The sequence below is a fragment of the Roseivivax jejudonensis genome, from assembly GCF_900172265.1.
Taxonomy (GTDB): domain Bacteria; phylum Pseudomonadota; class Alphaproteobacteria; order Rhodobacterales; family Rhodobacteraceae; genus Roseivivax; species Roseivivax jejudonensis.
Window position 1 is genome coordinate 37005 of the sequence record NZ_FWFK01000001.1, and the last position, 17455, is coordinate 54459.

19 protein-coding genes and 1 tRNA gene are annotated in these 17455 nt (G+C 66.9%); 6 read left to right on the plus strand and 14 right to left on the minus strand.

The window, feature by feature from the left end; translation table 11 throughout:
* The first annotated feature begins 56 nt into the window (after nucleotides 1-56).
* Nucleotides 57-473 (plus strand): iron response transcriptional regulator IrrA, encoded by a 417-nt coding sequence (irrA, locus tag ROJ8625_RS00205; RefSeq protein ID WP_085789844.1) that lies wholly within the window; start codon nucleotides 57-59, stop codon nucleotides 471-473.
* A 53-nt stretch (nucleotides 474-526) separates the two neighbouring features.
* Here irrA and nagA read toward each other — a convergent pair whose 3' ends face one another.
* The 7 genes from nagA to ROJ8625_RS00240 all read right to left on the minus strand — a co-directional run bounded on the left by nagA (nucleotide 527) and on the right by ROJ8625_RS00240 (nucleotide 8540).
* Nucleotides 527-1657, minus strand: coding sequence for an N-acetylglucosamine-6-phosphate deacetylase (nagA, locus tag ROJ8625_RS00210; protein WP_085789845.1), 1131 nt, complete (start codon nucleotides 1655-1657; stop codon nucleotides 527-529).
* A complete protein-coding gene (locus ROJ8625_RS00215) occupies nucleotides 1654-2511 on the minus strand; it encodes a glucosamine kinase nucleotide-binding domain-containing protein (RefSeq protein ID WP_159456675.1) in 858 nt (285 codons plus the stop codon). Before ROJ8625_RS00215 ends, nagA begins: the two co-directional genes overlap by 4 nt.
* Before the next feature lie 62 nt (nucleotides 2512-2573).
* Nucleotides 2574-3404, minus strand: coding sequence for a metal ABC transporter permease (locus tag ROJ8625_RS00220; protein ID WP_085789847.1), 831 nt, complete (start codon nucleotides 3402-3404; stop codon nucleotides 2574-2576).
* Nucleotides 3401-4279: a metal ABC transporter permease gene (locus ROJ8625_RS00225; RefSeq protein WP_085789848.1), complete on the minus strand. Its 879-nt coding sequence runs from the start codon at nucleotides 4277-4279 to the stop codon at nucleotides 3401-3403. The genes ROJ8625_RS00220 and ROJ8625_RS00225 overlap by 4 nt, the downstream gene beginning before the upstream one ends.
* A 49-nt stretch (nucleotides 4280-4328) precedes the next feature.
* Nucleotides 4329-5204 (minus strand): manganese/iron ABC transporter ATP-binding protein, encoded by an 876-nt coding sequence (locus tag ROJ8625_RS00230; RefSeq protein WP_085789849.1) that lies wholly within the window; start codon nucleotides 5202-5204, stop codon nucleotides 4329-4331.
* Nucleotides 5201-6097 (minus strand): metal ABC transporter substrate-binding protein, encoded by an 897-nt coding sequence (locus ROJ8625_RS00235; protein WP_085789850.1) that lies wholly within the window; start codon nucleotides 6095-6097, stop codon nucleotides 5201-5203. The genes ROJ8625_RS00230 and ROJ8625_RS00235 overlap by 4 nt, the downstream gene beginning before the upstream one ends.
* Nucleotides 6098-6317: 220 nt before the next feature.
* Entirely contained in the window at nucleotides 6318-8540 is a 2223-nt protein-coding gene (locus tag ROJ8625_RS00240; protein ID WP_085789851.1) for an NADP-dependent isocitrate dehydrogenase, read from the minus strand.
* A 657-nt stretch (nucleotides 8541-9197) separates the two neighbouring features.
* Here ROJ8625_RS00240 and ROJ8625_RS00245 point away from each other — a divergent pair.
* A complete protein-coding gene (locus tag ROJ8625_RS00245; protein WP_159456676.1) occupies nucleotides 9198-9665 on the plus strand; it encodes a YcbK family protein in 468 nt (155 codons plus the stop codon).
* 525 nt (nucleotides 9666-10190) lie between these two features.
* Nucleotides 10191-10280 (plus strand) — tRNA-Ser (locus ROJ8625_RS00250).
* A gap of 255 nt (nucleotides 10281-10535) precedes the next feature.
* On the opposite strand, the gene ROJ8625_RS00255 is transcribed toward ROJ8625_RS00250, so the two are convergent.
* The 7 genes from ROJ8625_RS00255 to ROJ8625_RS00280 form a co-directional block, all read right to left on the minus strand.
* Nucleotides 10536-11285: a heparan-alpha-glucosaminide N-acetyltransferase gene (locus ROJ8625_RS00255; protein ID WP_085789853.1), complete on the minus strand. Its 750-nt coding sequence runs from the start codon at nucleotides 11283-11285 to the stop codon at nucleotides 10536-10538.
* 62 nt (nucleotides 11286-11347) lie between these two features.
* Nucleotides 11348-11662 carry a hypothetical protein gene (locus ROJ8625_RS00260; protein ID WP_085789854.1) on the minus strand — a complete coding sequence of 105 codons (315 nt, stop codon included), beginning with the start codon at nucleotides 11660-11662 and terminating at the stop codon, nucleotides 11348-11350.
* A gap of 16 nt (nucleotides 11663-11678) precedes the next feature.
* A complete protein-coding gene (locus ROJ8625_RS00265; protein WP_085789855.1) occupies nucleotides 11679-11864 on the minus strand; it encodes a hypothetical protein in 186 nt (61 codons plus the stop codon).
* 140 nt (nucleotides 11865-12004) lie between these two features.
* A complete protein-coding gene (locus ROJ8625_RS21430; protein WP_268794679.1) occupies nucleotides 12005-12127 on the minus strand; it encodes a hypothetical protein in 123 nt (40 codons plus the stop codon).
* 117 nt (nucleotides 12128-12244) lie between these two features.
* A complete protein-coding gene (locus tag ROJ8625_RS00270) occupies nucleotides 12245-12520 on the minus strand; it encodes a hypothetical protein (RefSeq protein ID WP_085789856.1) in 276 nt (91 codons plus the stop codon).
* A gap of 46 nt (nucleotides 12521-12566) precedes the next feature.
* Nucleotides 12567-12887, minus strand: a complete 321-nt coding sequence (locus ROJ8625_RS00275) for a hypothetical protein (RefSeq protein WP_085789857.1) — start codon at nucleotides 12885-12887, stop codon at nucleotides 12567-12569.
* Between the two features lie 33 nt (nucleotides 12888-12920).
* Nucleotides 12921-13955, minus strand: a complete 1035-nt coding sequence (locus ROJ8625_RS00280) for an SH3 domain-containing protein (RefSeq protein ID WP_085789858.1) — start codon at nucleotides 13953-13955, stop codon at nucleotides 12921-12923.
* Between the two features lie 389 nt (nucleotides 13956-14344).
* Between ROJ8625_RS00280 and ROJ8625_RS00285 the strand changes: the two genes are divergently transcribed.
* From ROJ8625_RS00285 to ROJ8625_RS00295, 3 genes are read left to right on the plus strand one after another with little or no spacing between them, the layout of a single operon-like run.
* On the plus strand, nucleotides 14345-15283 hold the full coding sequence (locus ROJ8625_RS00285; RefSeq protein WP_085789859.1) for a PDR/VanB family oxidoreductase: 939 nt from the start codon (nucleotides 14345-14347) through the stop codon (nucleotides 15281-15283).
* Nucleotides 15273-16463: a Gfo/Idh/MocA family protein gene (locus tag ROJ8625_RS00290; protein WP_085789860.1), complete on the plus strand. Its 1191-nt coding sequence runs from the start codon at nucleotides 15273-15275 to the stop codon at nucleotides 16461-16463. The genes ROJ8625_RS00285 and ROJ8625_RS00290 overlap by 11 nt, the downstream gene beginning before the upstream one ends.
* Nucleotides 16460-17452: an ABC transporter substrate-binding protein gene (locus ROJ8625_RS00295; protein WP_234984113.1), complete on the plus strand. Its 993-nt coding sequence runs from the start codon at nucleotides 16460-16462 to the stop codon at nucleotides 17450-17452. Before ROJ8625_RS00290 ends, ROJ8625_RS00295 begins: the two co-directional genes overlap by 4 nt.
* Nucleotides 17453-17455 lie beyond the last annotated feature (3 nt).

A 17455-nucleotide genomic window follows, 5' to 3' on the forward strand; every position in this document is an offset into this window, starting at 1 on the left:
ATTCCGTGGTAATGCCGACGTCCGGCATCCAAGGACATGAAGGGTTCGACTGGTACATGACGCCCGAAGCGATTGAGCGCGGAACGTCGTGGCTCGGCAAGGCCGGGCTTCGCCCTACACGTCAGCGCGTGGCGCTGGCGGCGTTGCTCGTGGGCGATGGCGATGATCGTCACGTCACTGCGGAAAGCCTGTTCGCCGCCGTCAAGGGAACTGGCGAGAAGGTCTCGCTCGCGACCGTCTACAATACCCTGCGCGCCTTCTGCGATGCCGGTCTGATGCAGGAAGTGACTGTCGATGGCTCGAAGAGCTACTTCGACACCAAGACGCACGATCATCCTCACTTCTTCTGGGAAGAGGATGGCCGTCTGACCGATGCGCCGGCGGACGAGCTTCAGATCGCGCAGCTGCCGAAAGCGCCCGACGGGGCGGAGATCGCCAGCGTCGATGTGGTCATCCGCCTGCGCCGCAGCTGACGCCAGGTCGGACACGGCCTTTTGGACAGGAGATCGCCAGGGCCGCCGAACCGTTAGACGGGCTGGCCCCGCTGCCAGATTGCTGTCGGCCGCAACGCATCGTCCAGATGCACCAGATCCGCCGGACCACCCTCCGTCAGCCGACCAATGTCGGCGCGACCGATCGCGTCCGCCGGCCGCGATGTCGCCATCGCGAGGACCGTCTCCAGCGGCTCTCCGAGCTCCATCAGTAGACGCATCGCGCGCGGCAGGTCGAGATCGGCGCCGGCGAGCGTTCCGTCCTCCAGCGTCAGCCGGCTGTCCTGCCGGCGCACCTCTCGCCCGTTCAGGGTGAACCGATCGAGATCCGTGCCGGCCGGCGCCATCGCGTCCGTGACGAGGAAGAGGCGGTCCGGCGACGCTGCAAGCGCGATGCGCAGGGCCGAAGGATGGACATGGATGCCGTCCGCGATGATCCCCGACCAGAGACGCTCTGTCAGGGCAGCGCCCACGACACCCGGCGCGCGGTGGCCGAGCGGGCTCATCGCGTTGAAAAGGTGGGTCGCCATCGTCACGCCCGCCGCGATGGCGCCGCAGGCCGCCTCGTGGGACGCGTCGCTGTGCCCGATCGAGACGATCGCCCCGGCTTCACGCAGCGCGGCGATCTGCGCGTCCTTGGCAGAGCGCGGCGCGAGCGTGACGATCAGGCTCGGCAATCGCACTGCAGCATCCACGAGACGTGCGAGATCGGCGTCGTTCATCGGCCGGATGAGATCGCGGTCATGCGCTCCGGCGCGCGCCGGATCGAGGTGCGGCCCCTCGAGATGAAGACCACCAATGCCCCTGCACGACGCGACGGCCACCTCTGCCGCCGCAATCGCCGCGGCGGTGATCTCGGGACGGTCGGTGATCAGCGTGGGCAGAAGCGTCGTCGTCCCGAGCCTCGCGTGGGCCTTTGCCATCCGCGAAAGCGTCTCTGCGGTCGGCGCGGCGTTGAACTGTATCCCGCCACCGCCGTTGACCTGGAGATCGACGAGGCCGGGCGCGAGGATTCCGCCTGACAATGTCCGGCGCGGGACACGTGCAGGCAACTCACTGTCGGAAGCTATGGCAGCGACTTCGCCATCCTCGATCAGCAGCGCCGCGGCGTCGCGAAAGCGCACCCCGTCGAAGATCCGTGCGCCGATCAGGACCTCGGCGCTCATGCGTCCGTCTCCGCGAGTTGCCGGGCCCGCGCCAGCGCGCCGTCGAGGGCGCTGCCTCGCGGCGCGACGCGGGCCTCAGCCAGCGCGGGCGGGAGGTGGTCTGCATAGCTCTCGGCCAGACCGCCCAGCAAACAGAACGGCTCTCCCGTCTCCCAACCGAGCGCATGGGCGGCCCGTTGGAGATAGGCGGCACCGTCGGACAGGATCGCCGTGGCGGTCGCGTCTCCCGCACGGGCGGCCTCGGCGACGTCCCGGGCAAGCGCCGCGAAGGCCGCGGCGTCCGCATCACGGGCGAAGGCGACGATCCCGGCGATGCCGCCGTGCCGCGCGAACGCGGCATCGGTCAGCGGGCTCGGCGATTGCAGCCCTTCGGCCGCGTGCAAGGTTCGAGCGAGCAACGCCTTGCCGATCCATGCGCCGGACGCCTCGTCTCCGAGAACAGCGCCATGCCCGCCGATGGCCCGCACACTGCCCGACCCGCTCCGTGCGAGGAACGACCCGGTGCCGACACCCGCGAGCGTGCCGCCCCCCCCGGCGAAGGCACCGCGCAGCGCGGCGCGCCAGTCTTCCTCCACCACGACCCGTTCGAGCCCGAGCGCCCTGCCGACGCGAGCGGTGACGTCGTCGTCGATGGCGCCCGCGACCGACAGACAGACCGGCAGCCCTGCGAGGCTTCGCCCAGTGTCCGCTTCGAGCGCCTCCAATCCCTCGCGGAGGACCGCGAGGCTGCCGTCGAAATCGGAGAACACGTTGGCCGGACCGCGGGCGATCACGACCCGGCGTCCCCCGTCCTCGAGCGCGAACCGGCTGCCGCTACCGCCGCCGTCGATCCCGATAATGCCGCTCGGGCTCACGCTGTCGTCACCGCTTCCCATCCCCGGGAAAGGGCAGCGCCCGGCGGCGATGTCAAGCGGGCTCAGATCGCTGCGCTGGCCCGACGGGTCACAACGATGCGCCGCACGAACGCCACCACGAAGAGTGCCGTGAGGATCAGAACGACCGTCGGCGCGGGGGCGCTGTCGAGCCAGAAGCTTGCATACGTGCCGCCGGCCATCGACACGACGCAGACCGCGACGGCCACCGCCAGCATCGCGCCAAACCGCCGGACACACAGAAAGGCGATGGCCCCCGGCGCGATGAGCAGCCCGACCGCGAGGATCAGGCCGGTCGCCGTCAGGGTCGCGACGACCGTCAGCGACAGGATCGCGAGCAGCAGGTAATGCAGCAGCGCGACCGGCAGGCCGGACGCCCGCGCCTGCGCCGGATCGAAGGCGTGAAGCAGGAAGTCGCGCCACTTCATGAGGAGAACGGCGGACACCGGGACCGCGATGGCGGCGGCCGACCACAGATCGCCGCCGCTCACGCCCAGCATATTGCCGAACAGGATGTGGTCGAGGTGCTGGTTCGTATTCACCTGCGTGTAGAGCACGATGCCGAGGCCGAACATCCCGGAGAATACGACGCCCATGACCGTGTCACGCTTCACGCGGCTGTTCTCGGCGAGGAACCCCGTCAGAAGGGCGCAACTCATGCCGGCGGCGAAGGCTCCGAGGATGAGCGGAATACCGGTGATCCACGCGAGAACGACGCCCGGCAGGATCGCATGGCTCACCGCGTCGCCCATCAGCGCCCAGCCCTTGAGCACCAGGAAACACGACAGGAGCGCCGTCGGGACCGCGACGATCGCGCCGATGAGAAACGCGTTCTGCATGAACGGGAACTGGAAGGGCAACAGGAGGTCCGTCATCGGGCCGGGCTCCGATCGGTCGTTGCATCGGCGCTATCGCGCGCGGCCCGGGCGCGGGCCGCAAGGAGGCCGTGCTTCGGCGCCACCACGAACGCGACGAGAAAGATAAGCGTCTGCAGGCACACGATGACGCCGCCGGTCGCCCCGTCGAGGAAATAGCTTGCGTACGCTCCGGCAAAGCTCGTGCCCGCGCCGATCACCACCGCCACAATCAAAAGACGCGGGAACCGGTCGCACAGCAGGTAAGCGGTCGCGCCCGGCGTCACCACCATGGCGATCACGAGAAAGGCGCCGACGGTCTGCATCGCCGCGACCACCGCGAGCGACAAGAGCGTGAAGAAGATGAGCCTCAGGCGGCCGGGGTTCAGGCCGATGGACCGGGCGTGCGTCTCGTCGAAGAAGACCGCGAGCAGATCCTTCCACTTGGCCACAAGCACCGCGAGCGACACTACGCCGATCAGCACAAGCTGGACCGTGTCGCCCGGCGAGATCGCCAGGATATTGCCCATCGTGATCGTCTGTACGCTGACCGCCATCGGGTTCAGCGACACCATGAACAGGCCCAGCCCGAAGAAGGCCGTGAAGATCAGCCCGATGATGACGTCGATCTTCAGGCCCGACCGCTCCGAGAGAAACAGCATCGTGCCGGCGGCGAGCCCGCCCGCGATGAAGGCGCCGAGCGCGAACGGCAGGCCGAGCATGTAGGCGCCGGCGACCCCGGGGACGACCGAATGCGAGAGTGCGTCGCCGATCAGGCTCCACCCCTTTAGCATGAGGTAGGCCGAGAGAAAGGCGCACAGCGCACCGACGAGCGAGGACACCCACATGGCGTTGGTCATGTAACCGTAGCTGAACGGTTCGAGCAGCACGCTCATCGGCCGCTCCTCCGCCCGGTCCGGGCGTCGTCGCACGCGCTCGCCCCGGTCACGATCCATCTCCGGTCGTGCGCGCTCGGTTGCCGTAGTGCACGAGCGGCCGTTCGTCGTCGGTGAAGATCGACACCGCGCGCGCGTCCTCGTCGTGGTCGTCATGCAGATCCTTCCCGCCGAGCGTGAACTGCCGCAGGACGCCGCCAAAGGCGCGCTCGAGATTGGACTTGGTGAAGACCTCTTCGGTCGCGCCGTGGGCCAGGACCGTGCCCTTTACCAGAACGGTGCGATCGCAGAACTCGGGCACGGAGCCGAGGTTGTGGGTCGAGACAAGCATCACCCGCCCCTCCTCGCGCAGCTCGCGCAACAGCGCGATGATCTGCTCCTCGGTTCTGACATCCACCCCGGTAAACGGCTCGTCGAGGAGGATCACCTGCCCTTCCTGCGCAAGAGCCCGGGCGAGGAACACACGCTTGCGCTGTCCGCCCGACAACTCGCCGATCTGGCGATGTCGGAAATCGGTCATGTTGACCCGTGCCAATGCGGCATCCACCGCAGCGCGATCCGCGTCGCGCGGGCGCCGGAAAAAGCCCATGTGACCGTACCGGCCCATCATGACAACGTCTTCGACCAGCACCGGAAAGGCCCAGTCCACCTCTTCGGATTGCGGGACGTAGGCCACGAGGTTGCGCGACAGCGCATCTCGCACCGTCATCCCGAGCAGGCGGATGTCGCCCTTGGCGACGGGTAGAAAGCCCATGATCGCCTTGAACAGCGTGGATTTGCCGGCCCCGTTGACGCCGACGAGCGCGGTGATGGTGCCTTGCGGGATCGAGAACGAGGCATCGCGAAGCGCGGTGTGCCCGTTGCGATAGGTGACGGTCACCCCCGTCGCGTCGATCCCGCCCGTCGTGACCGCAACGTCCTTCACGAGGGATCCTCCGGAGCGAGGCCGTCGGCCACGGTGCTGGCCGTCACCCGCAACAGGTCGAGATAGGTCGGAACCGGCCCGTCCGCCGCAGACAGCGAGTCGACGTAGATTTCACCTGCGTAGCGCGCGCCGGTCTCGCGTGCGACCTGCTGCGCCGGCCGGGTGCTGACCGTGCTTTCGCAGAATACCGCGGGCACGTCGTGCTCGCGCACACCGTCGATGACGGCCCGCACCTGCTGTGGGGTGCCGACCTGGTCCGCGTTCATGGGCCAGAGGTAGAGTTCCTTGAGCCCGAAGTCGCGCGCGAAATAGGAGAACGCGCCCTCGCAGGTAACGAGCCAGCGCTGCTCTTCGGGGATGCCGGAGATGCGCTCGCGCAGCGGCTCCAGCGTGTCGCGGATCTCCTGCTTGTAGGCCTCGGCGTTGCTCTCGTAGGTATCGGCATTGTCCGGGTCCGCCTCCGACAGCGCGTCGGCGATATTGTCGACATAGACGAGCGCGCTTTCGAGCCCCATCCAGGCATGCGGGTTCGATTGTCCCTCGTAGGCGCCTTCGGAGATCGGGATCGGGTCGATGCCCTCGGAGATGGTGGCCGACGGCACGTCCCCGAGATTGCCGAGAAACTGCTCGAACCAGAGTTCGAGGTTCAGCCCGTTCCAGAGGATGAGGTCCGCATCCTGCGCGCTCACGATGTCGCGCGGCGTCGGCTCGTAGCCGTGGATCTCGGCGCCGGGCTTGGTCACCGATACCACTTCGGCCGCGTCGCCCGCGACGTTCCGCGCCATGTCGGCGATCACGGTGAAGGTCGTCACGACCTTCAGCCGGTCCTCCTGGGCGTTCGCTCCGCCGGCCACCACGCCGAGACAAAGAGCAAAGACGATCGGGGCACGCATGAACAGGTCTCCTCGAGCTCGCTTACTTGCGAATAAGTCGCAACTGGAGTGAGACTGAGAACGCGGCGCGCGAAGATCAAGTCCTTGCCGAAAATATTCCCGGCAGGACCGCACCGACAGGACCCACCGCCGCGCCGATCCGCCCGATGGGAATGGTGCAAACGCGAACGGCCCCGCGCGGTGCGCGGGGCCGTCACGGCACCCGGTCGGGCTCGAGTGATCAGCCGATGATCTTGTTCAGCGTGGCCGAGGGCCGCATGACCGACGCGGTCTTCTTCGCGTCCGGGTGATAATACCCGCCGAGGTCCACAGCGTTGCCCTGCGCCTCCGCCAGTTCCTGGGTGATCTGGTCGGCGTTCACGCGAAGCGTTTCTGCGATGGGCTTGAAGTGGTCGGCGATCTCGGAATCCTCGCTCTGCTCCGCCAGCGCCTCGGCCCAGTAGAGCGCGAACCAGAAGTGGCTGTCGCGGTTGTCGGGCTGGCCGACCTTGCGCGACGGCGAGCGGTCGTTGTCGAGCACGCCCTGCGTGGCGGCCTCGACCCCGCGGCCGAGCACCCGAGCCTTTTCGTTGCCGGTCTGGTCGGCGAGGAACTTCAGGCTTTCGCCCAGCGCGCAGAACTCGCCGAGGCTGTCCCAGCGCAGGTGGTTCTGTTCCTGCAGCTGCTGGACGTGCTTGGGCGCGGAGCCCCCTGCCCCGGTCTCGAACAGACCGCCGCCGTTCATCAGTTTCACGATCGAGAGCATTTTTGCCGAAGTGCCGAGCTCGAGGATCGGGAACAGGTCGGTCAGGTAATCGCGCAGCACGTTGCCGGTGATCGCGATCGAGTTCTCGCCCTTGCGGATGGTCTCCAACGTCCGGCGCGTGGCCTCGCGCGGCGCCATGATCTCGAATTTGTCGGCCACGCCCTCTGCCTCGAGGATGGGGCGGACGAAGCGGATGAGTTCGGCATCGTGCGCGCGCGTCTCGTCAAGCCAGAAGATCGCCTCGCATCCCTCGGCGCGCTGGCGCTCGATGGCGAGCTTCACCCAATCCTCGATCGGCGCTTTCTTGGCGCTCGCCGCGCGCCAGATGTCGCCCGCTTCCACGGCATGCTCATGGAGCACGTCGCCATTGGCCAGCACCATGCGGACAGTGCCCTTGGCCGGAATCTCGAACGTGGTGGGGTGCGAGCCGTATTCCTCGGCCTTCTGCGCCATCAGTCCGATGTTCTGGACCGTGCCCGACGTGCGCGGGTCGAGCGCACCGGTTTCCTTGAAGTACTCGATCGCCGCGTCGTAGACCGGCGCGTAGCTGCGGTCGGGGATCACGCAGTTGACGTCGTGCTGCGCGTCGTCCGGGCCCCAGCCCTTGCCGCCGGCCCGGATCACCGCGGGCATGGACGCGTCGATGATGACGTCCGACGGCACGTGCAGGTTGCTGATGCCCTTGCCCGAGTCGACCATGTACATGGGCGGGCGGTCGGCCATGACGCGCTCGATCTCGGCGCGGATCTCGTCGCCCTTGCCGGTGTCGTCGAGCCGCGCCATCAGGTCCTTGATGCCCGAGTTCGGGTTCACGCCGGCCGACTTCAGCGCGTCGCCGTACGTGTCGAACACCGGCTTCAGGAATTCCTTGACCGCATGGCCGAAGATGATCGGATCCGAGACCTTCATCATCGTCGCCTTGAGGTGAAGCGAGAACAGGATGCCGGCATCCTTTGTCTTCTCGATCTGTTCGGACAGGAAGGCGTCGAGCTTGGCGGCGGACATGTAGGTCGCATCCACCACCGTTCCCGCCGGGTAGTCGACGCCCGTCTTCAGGACCGTCTCGGAGCCGTCCTCGGCCACGTGCACGATCTTGGCCGCGCCGGCCTGGGCGTCCGACAACGTCGCCGACACCTCGTTCTCGTAGAAGTCGCCACCGGGCATCGAGCTGACGCACGTCTTGCTCTCGGGCGCCCAGGACCCCATCGAATGCGGATTGGCCATCGCGTATTTCTTGACCGCGGCCGCGGCGCGCCGGTCGGAATTGCCTTCGCGCAGAACCGGGTTGACCGCCGAGCCCTTGATCGTGTCGTAGCGCGCGCGGATGTCCTTCTCGGCGTCGGTCTCCGGCGCCTCGGGATAGTCGGGGATGTCGTATCCCTGTGCCTGCAGCTCTTTGACCGCGGCCACGAGTTGCGGCACCGACGCCGAGATGTTCGGCAGCTTGATGACGTTCGCGTTCGGCTCCTTCACGATGCGCCCGAGCGCGGCGAGATCGTCTTCCTGCCGCTGCGCCTCGGTCAGGCGATCGGGGAAGGTCGCCACGATGCGGCCGGCAAGCGAGATGTCGCGCAGGCCCACGGACACGCCGGCGGCATCTGCGAAGCTGCGGACGATCGGCAGAAGCGAGAACGACGCCAGTTCGGGCGCCTCGTCGACCTTGGTGTAAATGATGTCGGGAATGTGCGGATCGGCCATGTCTCTCTCGTCCCTTGTCCAGTCGGGCGTTCGTATACCCCGGTATACATCGCAGGTCTACCGGACAGACGCGCCCCCCGTCCGGCGGGACCGCGCGCACCCTACGCGATCGCACGGGCCTTGGCGATGCCGTCGCGCGGGTGGTGCCCGGAGAACGCAGGACCAGCGTATCTCAAGCTGTTTGGAGGGTCCTGGCCGCACTCGCGCGGACTGCCCAAGTGGGCATCGCGCGGCACCAAGACGCGGTTCCCCCGGCCGGCAGGCTCGCGGCCGCGCGGCGCCACGTCGCCGAAAACCGGCGACCCGGCAAGCCCCGAGCCGACCGGGACCGACCGTGATACGCCCGTGGCCGCCGAACCGCGGCGCGCCAATAGTTTGCCGCGCATACCCAATTTCCTTGCCAGCGGCGCCCGTCCCCGGCACTCTCATGATCGGAGGCATGACAGCCGACGCCTCCGTTGAGATCCCGGAAAACGGGACCGAGCAGTGATGAGGCAACCAATGAGCACACGACCCCAGACCGCGGGCCGCTTCAACCGGCGTGGGCTACTCTGCGCCATGGGCGCGAGCTTGACCGTTCCCCTCGTGTCAGGCTGCGGAAGCCGCCGGCACGAACCCCTCCCCGCTCCCGGACGGACCGGATCGCGACTCGACTCGGTGTTTCCGAACGTGGACAGCTATCTCGATGTGAAGAACGCCCATACCGGCGAACAGGTCGCGGTGCGCTTCATGTCCAACGGGCGCGAAAGACGGCGCGCCCTGCACCGGCTCGACTGGCTCTTCCGGGACTGGCGCGAGGAAGAGGCCCCGGACATCGACCGCCGGATCTACTGGAGCCTCGCGGCCATCTCGGACGCCGCAAAGCGCAACGGGCATTCCGGGCAGATCATTCTGCTGTCGGGCTACCGCACGCCGCACACGACGCACCTGCTACAGAGCCGCGGCACGGGAGCCTCGTCGACGAGCTATCACATGAAGCGGCGGGCGGCGGATATCCGTCTCGAGGGCATCCCCCCCGAGCAGATCGCCAACTTGGCCGAATGGCTCGAGGTCGGCGGCGTCGGGCGCTACGGGTCGCGGTTCACACATATCGATTCCGGCCCCATCCGCACCTGGGGCAGCTGACCGGAGGCGCGCCGCCGCGGTCACGCTCCCGGCCGGGGGATCTCGGCCCGAGACGCCACCCGACGATCGGGCGGCGTCTGTCGTTTGGCGCGGACGACCGTGGATGCTTGGCACGGGAGTGCCGATTCCGTTCGACGAAAACTGTCTCAGGCCGGCGCGTGTCGGGACTATCCGTTGCCCTTGACGCGCCTCGATCTCCGAGGCGACAGCCATCCTCCAAAGCGGGTTTCCGCGTTTTGCCTTGCGAGCGAACGCCGGCCCGACGACCGTTCGCCCCCATTGCGACAGGTCTCGGAAGTCGCGCCTCTCTGGTGGCAGCGCTGGTCGTCGCGAATGGCGCAATCCCCGGCGCATGCAGTCGCGATACCCGGCCCAACCTCGGGCTCGTATCGCGCCGTCGTCGCTCCGAGGTGCCAAGCGCTCGGTCTTCCGCCCGAGATCCAGTCCGCCGTTCCGCCCGGGAAACCTTCAAACCGGAGACATTCCGCCTTGTTTCCCGAGATACGTGCCGGTAGACGGGTCGACGGAGACGTGGCCGAGTGGTCGAAGGCGCTCCCCTGCTAAGGGAGTAGGCGGGAAACCGTCTCGAGGGTTCGAATCCCTTCGTCTCCGCCATCTTACACTAGATGAATATGCGCCACCGGATCGCCCCTAGGGTGTGAAGCGTGCCTTTGCGGCAAAGCTTGGCCGGCGCCGACTTTGATTTTCGAGACCTTGCGCGACAGATCGAAGCGAGGCCGCAGGTTCGGGCGGTAGGTCCGGCGAGGCTCCGCAAGAGCGGGCCGGCACGCTCTGCCTTACCCCCGCCCCGCTCCGGGCTCAGGCGTGTGTCGACGACTGGCGGCATCGCTGCAGCCCGGCCCATTGTCGTCAGCGGGTTAGCGCCATGGCGCACCAAAGAACGGCGAGCAGGATCGGTTGGTGGATGACGTAGACGGCAAGGCTGTGGCGACCGAGCACCGTGACGACCGGGATCTCTCGCAGCGTCCGCATCCGGTCAAAGCGCGCAACGCCGATCGCCCGTCCGAGCGCGATGCCAATCAGGAAGATCGCGAGCCATGGCACCACCGGGATCAGGTCCAGTGTGGGCGGGACGGATCGGCCGAGTCCGGTCCATGCCATCCAAGGCGCGTCGAAAATCGCGCGACCGGCGACACCGTGCAAGAGCAGGATCGCGAGAGCCGCGGCGACGAGCTCGACGGATGAGAGGCGCACCCAGAGAGGTGCGAGCACGCCGAAGGTCGCGATCGCGTGAAGGATGCCGAAATAGACGAACCGGTCCGGGACCGCGACGAAGGTTGCGGCAGTGACCGCAACGGCCGCAGCCGTGACGGTCACGCAGTGGCGGAGCCATTCGCGGACCCGGAACCCGCGGCCGTGGACCAGCACGACGCTGATCCCGGACAGGCCGACGAAGCTTCCTGCGATCAGGCGCGCGATCCACGCCCACGCACCCTGGCTGGTCGTTCCCGGGGCGAGGAGGCCGAAGACCTCGAGGTCCCGGACAAAATGGAAGATCACCATGCCGCCGAGCGCGCAGACCCGGGCGATGTCAAGCCAGACGACCCGTCCCGCCGCGGCACGACCGTCAGAGTGCGACGGGTTTGTGCGGGTCACCATCTGGGGTCTCATGATCGGCAAAAGGGTTCGCCCCACACCGGCCTTGGCAACGACCGCGGGGTTTATTCAGCGGCCGCAGCGCGCATCCGGTCCATGACCTGCGAACACTCGTCCAGGCTTCCGACGACCGGCGCCGCGGTGTCGGTGCCGGCCATCTCCGACGCATCGGCGGCAGCACGGTTCAGCACCTGGTCGATCTCGTCCGCGGTGAGAAGACCCTCCTCTTCGGCCGCGATCACCGTGGAGCAGATGCCGGCCGACAATCCGGTCGCTATGCCGATCCCGGTCGTCGCGCCCCCGAGGACGGCGCCACCGAAGATCGCGCCGATAACCGCGCCGGCGCAGAGCCCCACACATCCGATCAAGATCTTGCCCATGGCGTGCCCTCTTCCGTCAGGCAGTGGTCCCGTAGGGCCAGACAATGTTGAGGATCAGGAGCACGACGAACAGGATACCGAACAGCACGAGCGATCGTTTCTGCTTGGTCATCCCTTCGAAGGGTCCCGTGTGGTTCACCACCCAGACCACGCAGAATATGATGATCGCCGTCACTATCATATGCGGAAGGTCAAATGTCATTGGCTATTCCTGCGTTCATCAGGGTCGGTCGGCGTGGCTGCGCCGCGCGGACATCAGGGCGCACGCCATTGAAATGAGAGCGAGGTTCACGAGCGGCGTTGCCGCGAAGAGCAGCGATCCCGCCGTATCGCGATGTAGATTCAGGGGATGCCGAGCGGGATCAGCGAGACGCCGGAGAAAGGATCTCTCTCCTGACCGATCAATCCGTAGGTTCCAGCGATGAGAAGGTCGAGCGCCAGGATCCGGATCAGGCACCGACACATCAGCCCGACGCTCCGTCGCGCCGGGGGGCGCGTGGCGCGTTCCGCAGCGCACGGCGCCGCGAGAAAGCGACAATGAGACCGGCCGGCACGCAACGTCATGCCGGCCAATCCACTGCATCAGAGCGTTCCCTCGTCGGTGAGGGATTGGATGCCCGCCGTCGTGCCGTCGCGATACCCGATGCACCGCCACGTGCCGGTCGGACCGACCTGAAGGATCACTTCGGTTCCGGCTTCGGAGAAAGACGAGCGTTGCACACGCACGTCGGGGTTGCCCGTTTCTGCCCGCACAGCCGACGCGCACGCGCTGCGCGCCTGCCCCTCGAGCGAGTCGCCCGGCACCGCGCGCGGTTGCGACGGAGCCGCCGCCTCCTCGACACAAGCTGACAGAAGCATTGCACACCCGAGTGCAGCGACGCGTTTCAAGATTGGCGTTACCATCTCAGCAATCCTCCGCCGGAACCATGGTCACATCGGAATACCGGCCCTGGTCTGTAGTGATGCGCGCACAGGCGCCGGTGTCGCGATTGAACCAGTAGGTCGTCAGCCCCTCGCTGCGGATGGATTCGTAGCCCAGCGCCCGAAGCCCGCCTTCGGCTTGTCCGGCGCGCGCCCCCTCGAACGAGGTCACGTCGCTCGCGCTACCGACCGCCGGCATGCCTTGTGCCGGAGGCTCCTGAGCGGGTTGGCTGGTTTCCTCGACACAGCCTGCCAGCAGGGCAAGTGCGGCGGCCGCCGCGGTCAGCTTTATGAAGTCGGTCATTCTGTCCCTCGCTTCTGGTGTTTGGTTTGCGACTTACTGGATCCCGAGGATCACGTTGAACGAATGCATCGCGCTGTCGGCATTGGTGACCTCGATCCGGTGGTCGCCGGATTGGAACAGACTGCCGCGATACTCGCGCGCGCTCGTCGCCTGATCGAGAAGCGCGCCGTCGGGCGTGTAGAGCCTCCATGAGAGCGCGGGCGTGTCGGCGGCGAGGCGGAAGTACATCTCCTGCTCGTCACTTGCACCGAACTGGTAGGTCACCGACATGCCGGGGCCGAGCTGATCGGTGAACTCGGTGCCGTTCGTGCCAGGCTCGAACCGAACGCGCTCGGTCCGCGGCGCGCGTGACGTCTGATTGACCTGCGTGCCCCCGTCCGAGAGGTAGCGGGCACTGACCCAGCCGCGCTCCCGCATATCGGTCATCATCTCGATCTCGCACCAGCGAGAGCCGCTCGCGTCCTGGCACCCCAGACGGCGAACGGGGTCGCCAGTCGCAAGCGCGCCGATGATCCCGAACGTCGTTCCGGGGCCGCTGCGCACGTTCAGGACATCGTTGGAGGCCACGCCGACGACGGTTGCTGTTCCGCCGGTCCGGGCCGCTTGCGACGCGCCGGCGCCGTTCGGCGCGATAAACACGTCGATCGAGTACCCGACGGTCCGATCGGCGTCGCGATCGTTCCCCATGAGATAGACCCGGATGGCCCAGTCTCCGTCCCGCGGGATCGTCACCTCTGCGCGCGAGTCGACGTCGGTGCTTCCGACATAGAGACCGTCGTAGTCGAGACCGGCGGGGAGGATATTGAAGAAGGCCGAGCCGTGCCCGTTGGTCCCGGTGACCGCAAGAGAGACGACCATGGCCTGCCCCGCCTGCGCCGTCACGACGTAGTCACGGTACTCGTCTCCGCGGATCGTTCCGTTGATCGTCGCGCTCGTGGCGCCCGGGTCGAACCGCACGGAGCTGACCTCCTGCGCAGTGAGTTGTCCTGCTGTGATCGCAACCGCGCCGAGAGCCACCAACGTTCTTGCGACGAAGGGCAGGAGCGATCGCGAACAGGACTTGCTCATCACGGAACCTCCCCCGGCGATGTTCCCGCATAACGTTATCAAGTCTCTCGCAGAAAGTGTTAGAACTTTTTGCCGCAGCCGGTCAGATTGCGCGGCATCCACCGCCATACCTCACCGTTTCCGGGATATTTTCGGGGCGCGTGCAGCGACAGGATGGCGTGGCAGCACGCGTGCTCCCAAAGTATTCCAAGCGAAGATCCGGCGCCCGGAGCGGACCCTCCGCCGCCTGCAAAACAAGAGCGATCTCACGCTCGGGTCGTGCCGGACCCCACCACCCCGCCGAAGTTCCCTTGCCATTCCTTGACAAAAACTTAGCCTTCTAAGTATGAACGCACAAAGCCGGGCGCGGTTCTGTATGCGCGCCCATGCGGAGGAGACGAGGTCTAGGAATGGATGATCTGAAAATGCGTGTCGAAGCGCGACGCGCGCTCACCGAACACATTTGCGAGTTCACCCTGAAGCCGGTCGAGGACGTGGAGCTTCCGAGCTTCGAGCCCGGCGCGCACGTGACCATCGAAACCCCGTCGGGCGCCATGCGCCGGTACTCGCTGGTAAACGACGGCAGCGCGCCGGAGGTCTACAAGATCGCGGTCAAGCGCGAGGCGGAGTCCCGCGGCGGCTCAGCGTCGATGCACGACGAGGCGACCGAGGGCAAAGAGCTGCGCGTCGAGGTGCCGGAGAACAGCTTTCCGCTGAAGGACGCGAAGGAATACCTGCTGATCGCCGGCGGCATCGGCGTCACCCCGATCTACGCCATGGCGCAGCACCTCAAGCGTGAGGACAAGCCGTTCAACGTCATCTACTGCAGCCGCAGCGAAGCGGACACGGCCTATCTCGAGGACATGCGCGAGGCGTTCGGCGACCGCCTGACCGTGCATCACGACAACGGCGATCCCGACGAGGTCTACGACTTCTGGGACCATTTCGAAGAGCCCCGGAACATGCGCGTCTATTGCTGCGGTCCGGAGCCGCTGATGGAAGAGATCGAGGCAATCTCGGGTCACTGGCCCGAGGGCCGCGTGAACTTCGAGGATTTCAAGCCCGTGGAAGTCGTCCGCGAGGACGACAAGGCTTTCGAGGTGACACTGGAGAAGTCTGGCAAGACCGTCACCGTGCCGGAGGATCGCTCGATCCTCGAGGCGCTGCGCGACGAAGGGGTGGCGACCGTCAGCTCTTGTGAAAGCGGCACCTGCGGCACCTGCAAGACCAAGCTGATCTCGGGCGATGTCGATCATCGCGACATGGTGCTGATGGATCACGAACAGGCGGATCACATCATGATCTGCGTGTCGCGCGCGAAGGACGGGGACCTGGTTCTTGACCTCTGATCCGATCCGGCTGGGTGTGGCCGGGCTGGGTCGAGCGTTCATGCTGATGCTGCCGACGTTCCGCGCCGATCCGCGCGTGCGCCTGGTCGCTGCCGCCGCGCCGCGGGAAGAGAGCCGGACGGCATTCGAGGCCGAGTTCGGGGGAACCGGGCACGCCAGCGTGGACGACCTGGCGGCCGACCCGGAGGTCGAGGCGATCTATGTGGCAACGCCCCACCAGATGCACGCCGATCATGTCGCCGCCGCGGCCCGCCACGGCAAGCACATCCTGGTGGACAAGCCGCTCGCAGTATCGCTCGAGGATGCCGACGCGATGGTGGCGGCCGCGGAAACGGCGGGCGTCCACCTGATCGTCGGCCCGAGCCACAGCTTCGATGCACCGGTCGCGCTGGCACGCCGGATGATCGACAGCGGAGAGGTCGGCGCGGTGCGCATGGTGCAGGCGTTCAACTACACCGATTTCCTCTACCGCCCGCGTCGCCCCGAAGAGCTGCGCACCGAGGAAGGTGGTGGCGTGCTGTTCAGCCAGGGCGTGCACCAGATTGATATCGTGCGTCTTCTCTGCGGCGGCATGGCCAACAGGATCACCGCGATGACCGGCGCATGGGATCCCGCCCGACCGACCGAAGGCGCCTATGCCGCCCTGATGAGCTTCGAGGGCGGTGCGTTCGCAACCCTGACCTATTCCGGCTACGCGCATTTCGACAGCGACATCTGGATGGACGACGTGGCCGAGCTTGGCGGTGAAAAGTCGCCTTCGAGCTACGGGAAGGCGCGGCGTGCACTCGAAGGCCTCGATGCCGAGGCCGAGGCGCGGCTCAAGACCACGCGCACCTACGGCGCGGGCTCCGAGCCGGCCAAGGCAGACCATCACGAGCATTTCGGTCCGATCATCGTGTCGTGCGACCGCGCGGACCTTCGGCTGACGCCGGACGGCGTGGAAGTCTTCGGCGATTTCGACCGCCGGTTCGTCGAGGCCCCGCTCGGCCCTGTGCCGCGCAAGACCGTGATCGACGCGCTGCTCGCAGCGGTGCGCGAGGATGTCGCCCCGGCCCAGACCGGACGCTGGGGACGCGCGAGCCTGGAGGTCTGTCACGCGATCCTGCGCTCGGCCGAGACCGGCGCCGCGGTCGACCTGACACGCCAATGTGGAACGATCCAAGAGGAGGAGCACGCTTGACCGACCTGACACTCTCCATCGCGATGGGCAACTACGACCGGACCCGCCCCATCGTCGACGGCCGCGTCAAGATCGACGGGGTGGATCCGGTGCCGATGCTCCTGTCGCCCGAGGAGATGTTCTTTCGCGCGTTCCGGCACCAGGCGTTCGACATCTCGGAATTGTCGCTGTCGTCCTACTCGATCTCGGTCGCGCGCGGAGAGCCGCACTACGTGGCCGTGCCCGTTTTTCTCAGCCGGGCGTTTCGCCATACATCGGTCTATATCCGCACCGACAAGGGCATCGAGCGTCCCGAAGACCTCAAAGGCAAGCGCATCGGCATCGCCGAGTACCAGCTTTCCGCCAATGTCTGGGTGCGCGGCATCCTCGAGGACGATTTCGGCGTGAAGCCCTCCGATGTCACGTGGGTGCGCGGCGGGATGGACACGCCCGGCCGTCCCGAGAAGATCAAGGTGGATCTGCCAGAGGACGTGACCGTCGAGGCCGCACCGGACGGAGCGACCCTGAACGGGATGCTCGAGGCCGGCGAGATCGACGGCTTCGTCGGCCCGCGCTGGCCGCGCTGCTTTGCCGAGGGGCATCCGCATGTCGGGCGGCTCTTCCGCGACAGCGTCGCCGCGGCCGAAGACTATTACAGCCGGACGCAGATCTTCCCGATCATGCACGTTCTCGGCGTGCGCCGGACACTGGCCGAGGCGCATCCATGGCTGCCCGGCGCGCTTCTCAAAGCGTTTTCGGAGTCCAAGCATCTCGCCCAGGAGGCGTTGCAGGACACGTCCGCGACGAAGGTCACGATGCCCTTCGTGGAAGACAACCTGAACCGCGCGCAGGCACTGATGGGGGCCGATCCGTGGACATACGGCGTCGCCCACAACGCCCACGTTCTCGATCGCTTCCTCGACTATCACCACGCGCAAGGCCTGTCGCCGCGCCGCGTGCAGGTCGACGAGCTGTTCCATCCGTCGACACACGAAGCCTACAGCCTTTGAAGG

Bases quoted from the DNA above. Each gene is read 5' to 3' on its own strand.
- irrA (WP_085789844.1), top strand. From the start codon at position 57: ATGACGCCCGAAGCGATTGAGCGCGGAACGTCGTGGCTCGGCAAGGCC.
- nagA (WP_085789845.1), bottom strand. From the start codon at position 1,657: ATGAGCGCCGAGGTCCTGATCGGCGCACGGATCTTCGACGGGGTGCGC.
- ROJ8625_RS00220 (WP_085789847.1), bottom strand. From the start codon at position 3,404: ATGACGGACCTCCTGTTGCCCTTCCAGTTCCCGTTCATGCAGAACGCG.
- ROJ8625_RS00225 (WP_085789848.1), bottom strand. From the start codon at position 4,279: ATGAGCGTGCTGCTCGAACCGTTCAGCTACGGTTACATGACCAACGCC.
- ROJ8625_RS00235 (WP_085789850.1), bottom strand. From the start codon at position 6,097: ATGCGTGCCCCGATCGTCTTTGCTCTTTGTCTCGGCGTGGTGGCCGGC.
- ROJ8625_RS00240 (WP_085789851.1), bottom strand. From the start codon at position 8,540: ATGGCCGATCCGCACATTCCCGACATCATTTACACCAAGGTCGACGAG.
- ROJ8625_RS00255 (WP_085789853.1), bottom strand. From the start codon at position 11,285: ATGGTGACCCGCACAAACCCGTCGCACTCTGACGGTCGTGCCGCGGCG.
- ROJ8625_RS00260 (WP_085789854.1), bottom strand. From the start codon at position 11,662: ATGGGCAAGATCTTGATCGGATGTGTGGGGCTCTGCGCCGGCGCGGTT.
- ROJ8625_RS00265 (WP_085789855.1), bottom strand. From the start codon at position 11,864: ATGACATTTGACCTTCCGCATATGATAGTGACGGCGATCATCATATTC.
- ROJ8625_RS21430 (WP_268794679.1), bottom strand. From the start codon at position 12,127: ATGTGTCGGTGCCTGATCCGGATCCTGGCGCTCGACCTTCTCATCGCT.
- ROJ8625_RS00270 (WP_085789856.1), bottom strand. From the start codon at position 12,520: ATGCTTCTGTCAGCTTGTGTCGAGGAGGCGGCGGCTCCGTCGCAACCG.
- ROJ8625_RS00275 (WP_085789857.1), bottom strand. From the start codon at position 12,887: ATGACCGACTTCATAAAGCTGACCGCGGCGGCCGCCGCACTTGCCCTG.
- ROJ8625_RS00280 (WP_085789858.1), bottom strand. From the start codon at position 13,955: ATGAGCAAGTCCTGTTCGCGATCGCTCCTGCCCTTCGTCGCAAGAACG.
- ROJ8625_RS00285 (WP_085789859.1), top strand. From the start codon at position 14,345: ATGGATGATCTGAAAATGCGTGTCGAAGCGCGACGCGCGCTCACCGAA.